This is a genomic window from Alloyangia pacifica (assembly GCF_900116195.1).
In the GTDB taxonomy this organism is placed as follows: domain Bacteria; phylum Pseudomonadota; class Alphaproteobacteria; order Rhodobacterales; family Rhodobacteraceae; genus Salipiger; species Salipiger pacificus.
This window is the reverse complement of record NZ_FOZW01000014.1, coordinates 122523-137051: the sequence shown is the minus strand read 5'-3', so window position 1 is coordinate 137051 and position 14529 is coordinate 122523. Positions and strand designations below refer to the sequence as shown.

Here is a 14529-nt window from a genome sequence, read left to right as displayed (position 1 = left end):
CCATGTGCGCAACGCCCAGGCGGTGGCCGAATGGCTGGAAAAAGACCCGCGCGTCGAGGCGGTGACCTATGCCGGCCTGCCGTCCTCGCCCTGGCACGAGCGGGCGCAGCGCGTCGTTCCCAAGGGCGCCGGGGCGCTTTTCACCGTTGCGATCAAGGGCGGCTATGATGCCTGCGTGAAGCTGGTGGACAGCCTGCAGCTCTTCAGCCACGTGGCCAACCTCGGCGACACGCGCAGCCTGATCATCCATCCCGCCTCCACGACCCACCGCCAGCTCGAACCGGAGCAGCAGGTGCAGGCGGGGGCGGCGCCCAACGTGGTGCGCATCTCGATCGGCATCGAGGACGTGGCCGACATCATCGCCGATCTCGATCAGGGGCTGGCCGCGGCAGTGAGTTGAGGGGCCGGTGAAGTCGGCCGCGATCCCTCGCAGCGTTCCACCCATGCGTGCGTCCGCGGCTATCGAGGACTTTGTGTCAATAGTTTGATATTAATACGTTTTCAGGTGCGCACGACTTCTGCAGATTGAGTTGGACGAAAAATCCGGGATCAACCATAGAGCCTGCCCCATCGTCTTTGACAGGCGCGAGCGGCAGGCCGAAGATGCAATGTAGGCGAACCGTCCTTTTTCGCGTCACTCACGCTCTGGCGCCGCGGAAATTCTGTGCAATTCGCCTTGCCGCCGATACGCCCGCGCGCCTTTGCCCGGCGTCTGGCGTTGGGCGCATTGCCTTATACGCCCGACGTTTGCCGCGCCGAACCTGCTCGCTGCGCCTGCTCCCAGACAGTGGAGCGGGACTCCCCGCCCGTCATGAGGTTCGGAATGACAGGGCAGGATCTCTTGTCCTATAGGTTGGTCATTAAATTACGTTGATGAACATCGGTGGAGTGCCACCGGTCGAAGATTTCTCGACGGCGCCCGTAGCCGATATCGCGCGCGCTGCGGCTGACTCTTGGAGTCAGTTGGCGGCAACATTTTTCGGAATGAGTCATGAGCACAGCTTCCAATCACCCGGCGGTTTCCAGTCATTCCCATGAATTTGCCTTGTCCGGATCGAAACTCGATCCGCGGCGTGAATTGATGAGGGAATTCATATTGAGTGTCCTGTTCTTCGTGCTGGTGATAGCGTTCTATTGGGTCGTTCATCCCACCGTGGAAGGCAGCTACAAATACTCGGCGCGCGAGTTCCTCGATATCGTCATCCTCGGCGAGAATCTCGACAAGCACGAACCACTCGGTTTCCGGCCGCCCGCCTATCCGATGCTCCTGGCCATGATCTACTTCGTGGCCGGCCCCGAGGGCGACTTCCCCGAGGCGGCGGTCGTGATGCTGAACACTTTCCTGCTCAGCCTCTGTCTCTTCATCTCGATGCGTCTTGCTCGGCAGATCGGGGTGGGCGCGGTACGGCTCCTGCTGCCCGTCGGATTCTTGGTTATCTTCGGGCCCGTGGGCGAGGTTTTCATGATCCGGGAGACGACCTTCTACACGGCGCTGCTGCTGTTGTTCATCCTGGTGCTGACGTTCAAGACCGACCTCAAGGCAGCGGTGTTTTCCGGTCTCATCGTCGTGCTGCTCATCTTCACGCGGCCGACCGGCATCCTGTTCATCCCCATTGCCATCGCGGCCTTCGCGTTCGGCGCCTCCAGCCTGGCGCAGTTCTTCAAGCACAGTCTGGTCTTCCTGGTGATCGTCTTCGGGTTGGTCTTCCCCTGGCAGCTGTACCTGACGAAACAGTCCGGCACATTGGTGGTGGCTTCCTCATGCACCTCTGGGAACAATGCTTACAAGGGGCAGTCCACCGGCGACCTCTATCTCTATTCCGATATCGACAGGATTCGGCTGCCCTTTGCAAACACCGACACCGTGCATCGCTGCGTTTATGACAAGGACCTGCGCGAGCGCGCCAATGCGCAATTTTGGGAGAGGGTCGCCGACGAGCCCGCGGACTTTGTGCGCGATTCCGTTCTCAAGGCCATCCTGTTCCTGCCGGGAGCCGCGCCGCTGGGCAAGGCCGAGATCCAGAATAACCCTGACAATTCCTTCGAAGTTCATAACTTCAAATTCGACAAGAACCGGCTGATCTATTTCTTCGTGTCGTTCTTCGTGATTTCCCTGGCTATGGTCGGCATCGCGGTGACCTTCCTGTTCCGGGGTCTCTACGACAGGCGTGCTCCGGCGTTGATGGTCTCCGTCCTGCTGGTGCACTGGGCGCTCTACGCAGCCGCTTTTCCCGAGGCGCGGTTCGCCTTTCCCTTTGTGCCGATCTACTGGGTCTTCGTGGCCGTGATGGTGGATTTCCTCTCGCGGGTGCGGCTCGTTTTCTCCTAGAAAATGTGTCCGTCCTGCGCCTTGAAGGCCCCGTGGTTTGCGCCGGCCCTCAAGGTGCCTGACGGATAGAGTTGCGAGACAAGACTAAACCTACAGGCGGGGTTCACCCAGCGGGAGTTTTCGGGGCGGTAATATATTCTCGGTCTCCTTCAGTGGTTCGCTTGTCCGGCATGCGGGTCCGTTCGGATCCCCCGTGCCGCGCGAGTGCGACCTTCTCTTCGCGAGCGCCGCCTCATGGGGAGAGCGAAGGGGGGACTGCGGGAGGAGACTCTCTGCCTGCGGAATGTCCCGAGGGAGCGAGGGCAGGGGCCACCGCCAGGCAGCTTTGTCGGCCGATCTTCCGGATGTCGCGACGCCGTCGCCTGCGTGACCTTGCCGCGCGGGCGGGGCCCCATGGTTTGCTGCATGCCGGCGCCATGGGCGCGGCTCCGCCCGTCCGACGCAAAAGCGCTTTGAGCCTGCGCGATCCGGTGCCAATATCCGCTCTGCGAGATTTTTATAAAATTCATTCAACTATGGAGTTTGCGATGGGGAATTCGCGACGATACGCGGCGGAGTTCATAGGAACGTTCTGGCTGACACTTGGCGGCTGCGGGTCGGCGGTGCTGGCGGCGGCTTTCCCCGAGGTGGGGATCGGCCTTCTGGGTGTGTCGCTGGCCTTCGGTTTGACGGTGCTCACCATGGCCTATGCCATCGGTCACGTCTCGGGCTGCCATCTCAACCCGGCGGTGACCGTGGGTCTGGCAGCGGGGGGGCGTTTCCCGGCCTCTGACATCCTGCCCTACATCATCGCTCAGGTGGCCGGCGCCATCCTCGGCGCGGCGGTTCTCTACCTGATCGCCAGCGGCGTGCCGGAGTTCGACCTGGTGGCCTCGGGCTTCGCCGCCAATGGCTACGCCGAGCACAGCCCCGGGAGCTACTCGCTGCTCTCGGGCTTCGTGGCCGAAGTCGTGCTGACGATGATGTTCATCTTCATCATCATGGGCACCACGCATGGGCAGGCACCGGTGGGCTTCGCGCCGCTGGCCATCGGGCTCGCGCTGACGCTGATCCACCTGATCAGCATCCCGGTCACCAACACCTCGGTGAACCCGGCGCGCAGCACCGGCCCGGCGCTCTTCGTCGGGGGCTGGGCGCTGGGGCAGCTCTGGCTGTTCTGGTTGGCGCCATTGCTCGGCGGGGCGCTCGGCGGGGTGCTCTACAAATGGCTCAGCCCGACGCCGACGGGCATCGTCGAGGGCGGCGTGCCGAGCAAGTGACATGGAACAAGTGACATGGAAAAAGGGCGCGGCCCCTTCCTTCGGACCGCGCCCTTTCATCTTTCCGAAAATACTCCCGCCGGAGGCGTCTCAGCGCGTCCCGGCGAAGCGCTCCTGCCAGTCCTCGCGCTCGGCGTCGGTGATCTTGCGGAAGGTCACCTCGGGCACCTCGAAGGCGTGGCCGGCGGGCAGGGTGCTCAGCGCGGCGTCGAGGTCTCCCGGCCAGCCGTCATCTTCGGTCTTAAGCGCCGCCAGCAGCTGCGCCGAGGCGTCGGGGATGAAGGGCGAGGAGATCACCGCGTAGAGGCGGATCATGTTCAGCGCGAGGCGGATCTGCATCGCCGCGGCCTCGGGGTCGGTCTTGAAGGTCGACCACGGGGCGGCTTCCTGCAGGTACTCGTTGCCGAGAACCCATGCGGCGCGCAGCGCGCCGGCGGCCTTGCGCACCTCATGCGCCTCCATCTGCGCCTCGTACTCGCGGATCTTCTCGGCAAGGTCGGCGATCAGCTTGGTTTCCAGCTCGCCCATGGTGCCGCCCTCGGGCACCACTTCGCCGAACTTCGAGCGGCAGAACTTGGTGACGCGCGATGCGAAATTGCCGAGCACGTCGGCGAGGTCCTTGTTCACCGAGGACTGGAAGTTCTCCCAGGTGAATTCGGCGTCCGAGCTTTCCGGCGCGTGGCTGAGCAGCCACCAGCGCCAGTAGTCCGCCGGCAGGATCTCCAGCGCCTGGTCCATGAACACGCCGCGCCCGCGCGAGGTCGAGAACTGGCCGCCGTCGTAGTTGAGGTAGTTGAACGACTTGATGTAGTCGACCAGCTTCCACGGCTCGCCCGAGCCGAGGATGGTGGCCGGGAAGGTCAGCGTGTGGAAGGGCACGTTGTCCTTGCCCATGAATTGGGTGTAGGTCACGTCTTCGGCGCCCTTGTCGGTGCGCCACCAGCGCTCCCAGTCATCGCCCTTGCCGGCGTCGACCCATTCCTGCGCACAGGCGATGTATTCGATCGGCGCGTCGAACCAGACATAGAAGACCTTGCCTTCCATGCCGGGCCACTCTTCCTCGCCCTTCTTCACCGGGATGCCCCAGTCGAGGTCGCGGGTGATGCCGCGGTCCTGCAGACCGTCGCCGTCGTGCAGCCATTTCTTGGCGATCGAGGTGGTCAGCACCGGCCAGTCGCTCTTGCTGTCGATCCAGGCCTCGATCTCGTCCTTGATCTGGCTCTGGCAAAGGTAGAGGTGCTTGGTCTCGCGCATTTCGAGGTCGGTCGCGCCCGAGATCACCGAACGCGGGTTGATCAGCTCAACCGGGTCGAGCTGCTTGGTGCAATTGTCGCACTGATCGCCGCGCGCATCCTCGAAGCCGCAGTTCGGGCAGGTGCCCTCGATGTAACGGTCCGGCAGGTACCGCCCGTCGGTGGGCGAGTACATCTGCGTTTCGGACACCTCGCGGATCAACCCGCGCTCGGCCAGCACCCCGGCGAAATGCTGGGTCAGCCTGTGGTTCTGCGGGCTCGAGGAACGGCCGAAGTGATCGAAGCTGAGGCGGAACCCCTCGGCGATCTTCGACTGCACCTCGTGCATCTCGGCGCAATACTCTGCCACCGGCTTGCCCGCCTTGGCGGCGGCGAGCTCGGCGGGGGTGCCGTGCTCGTCGGTGGCGCAGAGGAACAGCACCTCGTTGCCGCGTGCCCGTTGGTAGCGCGCGAAGAGGTCGGCCGGAAGCTGGCTGCCCACGAGATTGCCGAGATGCTTGATCCCGTTGATATAGGGGATCGCCGAGGTGATCAGATGACGTGCCATGTTCGTCCCGCGAATGAATCTGGAGTTGTCGCGTCCTTAGCGGATGTTGTCCGGGCTTGCCAGTGCGGCGGCGAGGGGGCTGTCTGCCCCCTCGAACTCCCCCGAGGATATTTGGGACATATGGAAGGAGGGTCAGTCCTTCTCGTCGCGCTGGCGCGACAGCAGGCGGCCAATGAGGAAACTGGTGCGCGGGGCGTAGACGTAGGGCGTGCGGCGCGCGGCGGGGCGGGCGCGCATGCGGATCAGGCCGAAGATCACCAGCAGCAGGTGCCCGGCGCCGATCAAGACGAAGAGCGAGGCGGGGCCGAAGGCGGCCATCAGCAGGGCGGCGCCATAGGGGGCGGCGATCGCGCCCACGGCGTACCAGAACATCAACGCGGCGGAGAGCTCGACCCGTTCCGAGCTGTCGGCGAAGTCATGGGCATGGGCCGCCGAGACCGAGTAGATCGGGTAGGTCACCATCCCGAAGAGCGCGGCCATGGCCATGACGCCGGCAGGGGAGAGGCCGGTGAGGGTGGCGGTGGCAACCGAGACGAGGATCGAGGCGACCGAGAGCCAGATCAGCACCGTGCGCCGGTCGAAACGGTCGGCGAGCCAGCCGACGGGATATTGCGCCGCCGCGCCGCCGGCGATGTAGGCGGCGAGAAACAGACCGATCTGGTCGGGCTGCAGCCCCACGCCGGCGCCGTAGATCGGGCCGACCATGCGGAAGCTCGCGCCCGAGAGCGCCGAGACGATGACGCCCGCCACCGCCAGCGGCGAGCGCGCGCCGGCAAGTCCGGGGCGCAGCCGTGGCGCGGCTGGGGTGGCGGGCTGGCGGCGTTTGGTCAGGGTGATCGGCAGCATGGCCGTGCAGCACAGCAGCGCCAGCAGGTTGTAGCTGACGTAATGCGCCGGTTCGAGCACGCCGATCAGCATCTGCGCCACCAGCGCCGCGCCCATGTCGGCCATGCGGTAGGCGGCCATGGCGCGGCCGCGGGTCTCGTTGGTCACCTCGGCCTGCAGCCAGGCCTCGATCACCGTGTATGCCCCGGCCACCGACAGGCCGGTGGCCATGCGGAAGATCGCCCAGGCCTCGGGGGTGGTCAGCAGCGGATGTGCGATGAGCCCGATCACCCCAGCGGCGGTAAAGGCGGCATAGGCGCGGCTGTGGCCGACCGAGCCCATCAGCCGCGGCGCCCACCAGCAGCCGACGAAGAAGCCGATGAAATGCGCCGAGCCGAGAAAGCCGATCTCGGCGGTGGTAAAGTTCAGCGCGAAACCCGAGAGCGCGTCCAGCGGGCCGACGCCGCCGGAGGAAAGCTGCTGCAGGATGACGGAGAGGAAGAGGGCGGCGAAGGAAAGTGGCAGGCGCATGGGCCGGTTAGGGACATGCGTTCCCGCGGCTGTCGCGGCGGATTGCGACAGGGCTGCGTCGTTTTTGGAGCAACTGCGGTTTCTGTGATCTCAAATCCGCCGATGCGCTGTGCCGCGCCTGCCTGAGCAATGGGCGCTTCGGGCTTCCCTCTAGGATCCCGGAGCTTGGGGTCTTGGCTTCCCGGCTCAGGTGACTAGTGTCGCGCCGAGCGCTAACAGGAGACCTCCAATGAAGAAAAACCCGCTGGGCCGCACAGGCATGTCGGTGACCGAGCTCTGCCTCGGGACCATGACCTATGGCAACCAGACGCCGCCCGAGGATGCCTTTGGGCAGATCGAGCGCGCGCTCGATGCCGGCATCAACTTCATGGACACTGCCGAGATGTACCCGGTGAACCCGGTGCGGGCCGAGACCGTGGGGCGCACCGAGGAAATCCTCGGTGACTGGTTCGAGAAGTCCGGCCGCCGCGGCGAATGGATCCTCGCCAGCAAGCACACCGGCCCGTCGAAGCTGGTGCGTGACGAGGCGCCGATCAGTTCCGAGACCATCCCGGTCGCCGTCGAATCCTCGCTGAAGCGGCTGAAGACCGACTACATCGACCTCTATCAGTTCCACTGGCCGAACCGCGGCAGCTATGCCTTTCGTCAGAACTGGACCTTTGCGCCGTGGAAGCAGGACCGCGAGGCGACCCGCCAGCACATGGCCGACGCGCTCGGCGCGCTGCAACGCGAAGTCGAGCGTGGCACCATCCGCGCCTTCGGCCTGTCCAACGACAGCGCCTGGGGCACCGCCGAATGGCTGCGCATGGCAAATGAGGTCGGTGGCCCGCGCGTCGCCTCGGTGCAGAACGAGTACTCGCTGCTTTACCGCATGGCCGACACCGATCTCGGCGAGCTGATGGTCAACGAGGAGGTCGGCCTGCTGCCCTATTCGCCGCTTGGCGCGGGTCTGCTGACCGGCAAGTACCAAGGCGGCGCGCTGCCCGAAGGCTCGCGCATGGCGATCAACGGCGATCTCGGCGGGCGCAAGACCGACCGGGTCTTCCCGGCGGTGGCAGCCTATATCAAGCTGGCGCAGGAGTTCGGCCTGGACCCGGTGCATATGGCGCTGGCCTGGTCGGCGCGGCGGCCCTTCGTTGCCTCCTCGATCTTCGGCGCGACCACCCTCGGCCAGCTCGAGCACCTGCTCGGCGCGGCGGAGGTGACGCTATCCGACGAGTTGCTGGAACGGATCGACGCCACCCACAAGTTGCACCCGCTGCCTTATTGATCGGGCGGGCCCGGTCGTCGCGGCGGCCGGGCCCCTTGCGGAGCCTTGCACAAAAGGGCGCGGAAGTGATTGCTCCGCGCCCGCTTCGCCGTTAAATCGCGGCGCATGACCAGCTCGAACAAGCATCCCGGCGCCCCCTGGCGCAATTTCTACGGCCGCGTGAAGGGCAAGACCCTGCGCCCGAGCCAGGAGACCTACCTCGAAGAGGACCTGGCGAAGCTCTCGCCGGGGCCGGTCGACTGGGAGGTGAACCCCGATCGCGAGAACCTAGACCTTCAGGTGATGTTCGGCGGCAAGCCGGTCTGGCTGGAGATCGGCTTCGGCGGCGGCGAGCACCTGGTGCATCAGGCCGCCACGCATCCGCACATGGGGATCATCGGCTGCGAGCCCTACATCAACGGCGTTGCCATGCTGCTGGGCAAGATCCGGCAGGCGGGGGTCGAGAACCTCAGGGTCTATCCCGGCGATGCGCGCAACATGTTCGACGTGCTGCCGGACGAAAGCATCGACAAGGCGTTCCTCAACTACCCCGACCCTTGGCCGAAGAAGCGCCATCACCGTCGCCGTTTCGTGACGCAGGAACATCTCGAGCCGCTGGCACGGGCACTGAAGCCGGGTGCCGAGTTCCGCGTGGCGACCGATATTCCCGATTACGTGCGTCAGACCCTCGAAGAGGTCCCCAAGGCCGGGTTCGAATGGCTGGCCGAGGGGCCGACCGACTGGCGCGCGCCCTGGGACGACTGGATCTCGACCCGCTACGAGCAGAAGGCGCTGCGCGAGGGCCGGACGCCGCATTACCTCACCTTCCGCAAGCGCTGAGGCCTGCGCGTCACCGAGACGCGCGGGTTGGCAAGATCGTGCAGCAGTGACGGCATCTTGGCGTATCGATGGGGTGCGCTTCCGACCGTGCGCATGAGCGGTGGAAGAGCCTGCGTCGTGCATGCCACAGAAGGCACGGAACGGGGCAGCGTATTGACGGCTGCGCGGGCTGACGGATCAGGGAGAGGGAAACCGAGATGAAAACGCATACCCCCATTCGGCTGGGCATGGTCGGCGGCGGCAAGGGCGCGATGATCGGCGAGGTGCACCGCATCGCCGCGCGGCTCGACAACCGGTTCGCCCTGGTCGCCGGCGCGCTGTCGACGACGCCCGAGCGCAACGCCGAGAGCGCTGCCGCCTGTGGCATCGCCTCCGAGCGCACCTACGACGATTTCGCCGAGATGGCCCGCGCCGAGGCGGCACGGCCGGACGGCATCGAGGCGGTGTCGATCTGCACGCCCAACCATCTGCACTTCCCCGTAGCCAAGGCGTTTCTCGAAGCCGGGATCCACGTGATCTGCGACAAGCCGATGACCTCGACGCTGGAGGATGCGCGCGCGCTGGAGCGGATCGTGGCGGAGGCGGACGCGCTCTTCGTGCTGACCCACAACTACTCGGGCTATCCGCAGCTTCGGCTCGCGCGCGAGATGGTGGCACGCGGCGATCTCGGGGCGCTCCGGCTGGTGCAGGTCGAATATGCGCAGGATTGGTTGAGCGAGGACAGCGGCAGCAAGCAGGCCGCCTGGCGGGTCGATCCGGAGAAGGCAGGGGCGGGGGGCTCGATCGGTGACATCGGCACGCACGCCTGGCAACTGGCGCGCTTCGTCTCGGGCATGGTGCCCGATCGGCTGGCGGCAGATCTGACCAGCTTCGTGCCCGGACGCAGGGTGGATGACAACGCGCAGGTGATGCTGCGCTACGCCTCGGGGGCGAAGGGGGCGCTCTGGTGCAGCCAGGTGGCGCCGGGCAGCGAGAACGGTCTGAAGCTGCGCGTCTATGGCGAGAAGGCCGGGCTCGAATGGGCGCATGAGACGCCGGAAACGCTGTGGGTCACCCGGCTTGGTGAGCCAAGGCAGATGCTGCGCCGGGGCGCGCAGACCATGGCCGGCAGCCGTGTGCCGGCGGGTCACCCGGAAGGGTTCCTCGAGGGCTTTGCCAATATCTATGCCGAGGCAGCAGAGGCGATCCGCGCGCATCAGGCGGGTGCGCCGCTGCAGACCCTTCTGCCCGGCATTCGCGATGGTGTCGAAGGGCTGGAGTTCGTCGACGCCTGCATCCGCTCGGCGCGGGCCGACAGCGCGTGGGTGGAGATCGGGCGCGACTGACCTGAGATCAGGGCGCTGCTACGTCAGTTCCCGGAAGAGCTCTCCGTGAGGTCGCGGAACTGCCGCGTCACCAGCTTCTGCGCAACCCCGATGTGGTAGCGCAGCGCGTCGCATGTCGCGGCCTCGTCACCGCGGCGCATGGCGTTGACGATGGGTTCGTGGGTTTCGGCGATCTTGTGCGGATTGTCGTAGAGCCGGCCGATCACCATGATCGAGAACTCGGTCTCGGCGGCGATCTGTTCGAAAACATGCAGGAACTTGGGGTTGCCGCTGCCGGCGCAGAGCAGGCGGTGGAACTCCATGTCGGCCTCGACCTGCGTTAGCATGTCGGCGCCCTGCGCGGCGACTTCGTGCAGCACGTCGATCTGCGCGGAGAGCCTGTCGATGGTCTCGGTCAACCCATGCTTCAGAACCCGTTGCGCGGCGGCGGTCTCGATCACCATGCGCAGCTCGTAAAGATCGTTCAGCGCCTGGGTCGAGGTCTCGCGGACAAAGAAGCCGCGGTTGGCGCGATAGGTCACCAGCCCCGAGTTCTCCAGCAGGCGTGCCGCCTCACGCACCGGCGCGCGGCTGACCCCCAGCTCGCGGGCCACGACAGATTCCGACAGTCGCGCGCCGGGGGCCAGTTGCCCGGTTACGATGGCCTTGCTCAGCAAGGTCGCGACGCGCTGTACCAGCCCCTCGCGGTCGAGAGGCTGGAAGCTGGTGGTCTGCGGAGATTTCGCCATGAGGGTCTGTGAGGTTCTGTCGCCTGAATTTTCCCCAGAATAATTGTCTATTTGACGATTGTCGACAATTCTCTTGACCCAATGGGGGGCGCTGCACTTACTCTGTCTGTAAATCACGTGGAATGACTCGCCTTAAGGGCGAACGACGACAGGGAGACTTTGATGCCCGACGGCGCGCTATCCCCCGATGTACATCACCTCAGGCGCGACCTCGCGGCGGCTTATCGGCTGATCGCGCTGGAAGGCATGGATGACGGCATCTACACCCATATCTCGGCGCGCCTGCCCGACGGGCCGGGCGGCGAGAAGCGGTTTTTGTTGAACCCCTTCGGCCTGCGCTTCGACGAGGTGACGGCGGCGAACCTCGTCACCGTCGACGAGACTGGCGCGGTCATCGATGATCCCTATGGCGCGGGGGTGAATGCAGCGGGCTTCACCATCCATTCCGCCGTGCACATGGCGCGGCACGACGCGGTCTGCGTGCTGCACACCCACACGGTAGCGGGCGTCGCGGTGTCCTCGGTCAAGGAGGGGCTGCTCAGCCTCAACCAATGGTCGGCGCAGTTCCACGACCGGATTGCCTATCACGCCTACGAGGGCATCGCGCTCGATCTGGCCGAGCGCGAGCGCATCGTCGCGGACCTCGGGGAAAAGCAGGTCATGCTGCTGCGCAATCATGGCACGCTTCTGCTTGGTCGCTCGGTCGCCGAGGCGGTGAAGCTGGCGCTGAACCTCGAACGCTCGTGCAAGGCGCAGGTCGCCGCGCTGGGCATGGGGCTGACCGCCGACGTGCTGCCGGACGAGGTCGCCGCCCACACCGCCGGCCAGTACCAGCACGCCTACGATTCCGTCGAGCTTCGCGGCAAGCCCGACCCCGAATGGGCCGCGCAGCTGCGCCGGCTCGAGGTTCATGCCCCGGGCTACCGGGGCTGAGCACCTGCCCGCCCCGGGCAGCGACCGGGGTCTGACTTTCGAAGAAAAGCAGACAATCAAAACCGACAGGGACCATCATGACCAAACTCAGAGCGACCACCTTCCTGATCGCCGCCACCCTTGCCGCGCCGCTCGCCGCGCAGCAGGAGGGCGGCCGCCTCGACATCGTCGTGCAGCCCGAGCCGCCGGGGCTGATGCTTGGCCTCGTGCAGAACGGCCCGACGCAGCTGGTGGCGGGTGACATCTACGAAAGCCTGCTGCGCTATAACTCGGACCTCGAGCCGCAGCCGAGCCTAGCCGAAAGCTGGGAGATCTCGGACGACGGTCTGACCTACACCTTCCATCTGCATGAGGGCGTCAAATGGCACGATGGCGAGCCTTTCACCGCCGCCGACGTGGTGTTCTCGGCCGATGTTTTCCTGCGCGAGACCCACGCCCGCCTGCGCGCCTCTTTGACCTATGTGGAAAGCATCACCGCGCCCGACGACACCACCGTGGTGTTCCAACTCAAGGAGCCTTTCGGCCCGTTCATCAATGCCTTCGAGGCCGGCACCATGCCGATTGTCCCGAAGCACATCTACGAGGGCACCGACTACGCCACCAACGAGATGAACGCGACGCCCATCGGCACCGGACCCTTCAAGTTCGATGAATGGGTGAAGGGCAGCTACATCCATCTGGTGAAGAACGAGGATTACTACCTCGACGGCAAGCCCTACCTCGACGAGGTCTTCTACCGGGTGATCCCCGATGCCGCGGCACGCGCCGTGGCCTTCGAAACCGGCGAAGTGGACGTGCTGCCCGGCGGCTCGGTCGAGAATTGGGACGTGCCGCGGCTGACCGAGATGGACGGTGTCTGTTCCACCGGCGCGGGCTGGGAGTTCTTCGCGCCGCTGTCGTGGATGTGGATGAACAACCGCGAAGGGCCGACCTCGGACGTGCGCTTCCGCCAGGCGGTGATGTACGCCATGGACCGGAACTTCGTGAAGGACGTGGTGTGGAACGGCTTCGGCAAGGTCGCCACCGGTCCGGTCGCCTCCTCGACCAACTTCTACAGCGATGACGTCACGCAATACGACTACAACCCCGAGAAGGCCGAGGAGCTTCTGGCCGAGATGGGATATGACGGCGAGGCCGTGCGCATCCTGCCGCTGCCCTATGGCGAGACCTGGCAGCGCTGGGCCGAGGCGGTGCGGCAGAACCTGTCGGAGGTCGGCATCAACGCCGAGATCGACAGCACCGACGTCGCGGGCTGGAACGAGAAGACCTCGCAGTGGGATTACGATCTCGCCTTCACCTACCTCTACCAGTACGGCGACCCGGCGTTGGGTGTGTCGCGCAACTACGTGGCGAGCCAGATCAGCAAGGGCAGCCCCTGGAACAACGTCGAGGGCTACGAGAACCCCGAGCTCGACGAGAAATGGGCCGCAGCCGCCAGCATGGTCACCCCCGAGGAGCGCGCCGTGGCCTACGCCGAGATCCAGAAAGAGATCGTCGACGACGTGCCGGTCGCCTGGCTTCAGGAGCTTGAGTTCCCGACCATCTACCGCTGCGACGTGCAGGACCTCGTGACCACGGCCATCGGGATCAACGACGGCCTGCGCGACGCCTGGGTCGAAGAGTAATCCGCGCACATAAGGGCGGGCCCGCGCGGTCCGCCCTCACGTCGCCCCCGGCATGAGTGCCTCGGGGCAGGAACCAACGGGACGACCGGCGTGTCGAACGGGGGCCAATGAGCATACTCACCACAATCCTGTCACGGGCCTTCAAGGCCTTCGTGACGCTTCTGGCCATCGCGGTCCTGAACTTCTGCCTGCTGCACGCGGCGCCGGGCGATCCGGCGGTGGTGCTGGCGGGCGAGGCCGGGGCCGCCGACGAGCAGATGATCGAGCAGCTGCGCGAGCGCTTCGGCCTCGACCAGCCGTTCCATGTGCAGCTCGGCAAATACGTCGGCAGCGTGCTGACGCTGGATCTGGGCTATTCCTTCCGGCAGGGCGCGCCCGTCGCGCAGCTGATCGCCGAGCGCCTGCCCGCAACGCTGCTGCTCACGCTGACCGCCTTCGTGATCTCCCTGGTGCTGGGCATCGCCTTCGGTGTTGCCGCCTCGGCGCGGGTGGGCAAAGCCTCCGACAGTCTGCTGACCACGCTGGCGCTGCTCTTCTATGCCACGCCGCTCTACTGGGCGGCGCTGATGGCGGTGCTGGTCTTCTCGGTCTGGCTGGGCTGGCTGCCCGGCTTCGGCTACGAGACGGTGGGGGCGGGCTACACCGGGTTTGCCCGTGCTTTCGACATCGCCAAGCACCTCGTGCTGCCGGCGCTGACGCTCGGCCTCTTCTTCATGGCCGTCTACATGCGGATGACCCGCGCCTCGATGCTCGAGGTCAGCCAGCTCGATTTCGTCAAGACCGCCAAGGCCAAGGGCCTCTCGGGTCCGGCCATCCGCCGCCGCCACATCCTGCGCAACGCGATCCTGCCGGTGGTCACACTGGCAGGCCTGCAGGCGGGCCAGCTGGTGGGCGGCGCGGTGCTGACCGAGACCGTCTTCGCCTGGCCCGGCATCGGGCGGCTGATGTTCGAGAGCCTCGCCGCACGCGACTACAACACCATTCTCGGCGTCTTCCTCGTGTCGGCCGCCATGGTGATCCTGTTCAATATCGTGACCGACATCGTCTACCGGCTGGTCGATCCACGCATCGGCGCAAAGGCATGA

General features: G+C 65.6%; 12 protein-coding genes. 9 read left to right on the top strand and 3 right to left on the bottom strand.

The features are described 5' to 3' along the window. The 3 genes from BM397_RS24420 to aqpZ all read left to right on the top strand — a co-directional run. A partial coding sequence (locus BM397_RS24420; protein ID WP_177239600.1) for a PLP-dependent transferase occupies nucleotides 1–400 on the top strand: 400 nt, incomplete at its 5' end. Nucleotides 401–991: 591 nt separating this feature from the next. After that, nucleotides 992–2329: a hypothetical protein gene (locus BM397_RS24415; RefSeq protein WP_143015426.1), complete on the top strand. Its 1338-nt coding sequence runs from the start codon at nucleotides 992–994 to the stop codon at nucleotides 2327–2329. A gap of 527 nt (nucleotides 2330–2856) precedes the next feature. Beyond that, the gene (gene aqpZ, locus BM397_RS24410; protein WP_092429806.1) at nucleotides 2857–3588 is read left to right on the top strand and encodes an aquaporin Z; all 732 of its coding nucleotides are present in this window, start codon (nucleotides 2857–2859) and stop codon (nucleotides 3586–3588) included. A gap of 90 nt (nucleotides 3589–3678) precedes the next feature. Here the strand turns inward: aqpZ and metG are convergent, their stop codons facing one another. After that, on the bottom strand, nucleotides 3679–5388 hold the full coding sequence (gene metG / locus BM397_RS24405; RefSeq protein WP_092429768.1) for a methionine--tRNA ligase: 1710 nt from the start codon (nucleotides 5386–5388) through the stop codon (nucleotides 3679–3681). A gap of 132 nt (nucleotides 5389–5520) precedes the next feature. Then, nucleotides 5521–6744 carry an MFS transporter gene (locus BM397_RS24400; protein WP_092429766.1) on the bottom strand — a complete coding sequence of 408 codons (1224 nt, stop codon included), beginning with the start codon at nucleotides 6742–6744 and terminating at the stop codon, nucleotides 5521–5523. Between the two features lie 229 nt (nucleotides 6745–6973). Here BM397_RS24400 and BM397_RS24395 point away from each other — a divergent pair, with 229 nt between their 5' ends. The 3 genes from BM397_RS24395 (at nucleotide 6974) to BM397_RS24385 (ending at nucleotide 10158) form a co-directional block, all read left to right on the top strand. Then, on the top strand, nucleotides 6974–8014 hold the full coding sequence (locus BM397_RS24395; RefSeq protein WP_092429764.1) for an aldo/keto reductase: 1041 nt from the start codon (nucleotides 6974–6976) through the stop codon (nucleotides 8012–8014). A 105-nt stretch (nucleotides 8015–8119) separates the two neighbouring features. Continuing rightward, on the top strand, nucleotides 8120–8833 hold the full coding sequence (gene trmB, locus BM397_RS24390) for a tRNA (guanosine(46)-N7)-methyltransferase TrmB (RefSeq protein ID WP_092429804.1): 714 nt from the start codon (nucleotides 8120–8122) through the stop codon (nucleotides 8831–8833). Between the two features lie 197 nt (nucleotides 8834–9030). Continuing rightward, nucleotides 9031–10158 (top strand): Gfo/Idh/MocA family protein, encoded by a 1128-nt coding sequence (locus BM397_RS24385; RefSeq protein WP_092429762.1) that lies wholly within the window; start codon nucleotides 9031–9033, stop codon nucleotides 10156–10158. Nucleotides 10159–10181: 23 nt separating this feature from the next. Here BM397_RS24385 and BM397_RS24380 read toward each other — a convergent pair whose 3' ends face one another. Next, the gene (locus tag BM397_RS24380) at nucleotides 10182–10886 is read right to left on the bottom strand and encodes a GntR family transcriptional regulator (RefSeq protein WP_092429760.1); all 705 of its coding nucleotides are present in this window, start codon (nucleotides 10884–10886) and stop codon (nucleotides 10182–10184) included. 162 nt (nucleotides 10887–11048) lie between these two features. Between BM397_RS24380 and BM397_RS24375 the strand changes: the two genes are divergently transcribed. The 3 genes from BM397_RS24375 to BM397_RS24365 all read left to right on the top strand — a co-directional run bounded on the left by BM397_RS24375 (nucleotide 11049) and on the right by BM397_RS24365 (nucleotide 14529). Continuing rightward, nucleotides 11049–11819: a class II aldolase/adducin family protein gene (locus tag BM397_RS24375; RefSeq protein ID WP_092429758.1), complete on the top strand. Its 771-nt coding sequence runs from the start codon at nucleotides 11049–11051 to the stop codon at nucleotides 11817–11819. A 77-nt stretch (nucleotides 11820–11896) separates the two neighbouring features. Then, nucleotides 11897–13444, top strand: coding sequence for an ABC transporter substrate-binding protein (locus BM397_RS24370; RefSeq protein WP_092429756.1), 1548 nt, complete (start codon nucleotides 11897–11899; stop codon nucleotides 13442–13444). Between the two features lie 107 nt (nucleotides 13445–13551). Then, nucleotides 13552–14529 (top strand): ABC transporter permease, encoded by a 978-nt coding sequence (locus BM397_RS24365; RefSeq protein ID WP_092429754.1) that lies wholly within the window; start codon nucleotides 13552–13554, stop codon nucleotides 14527–14529.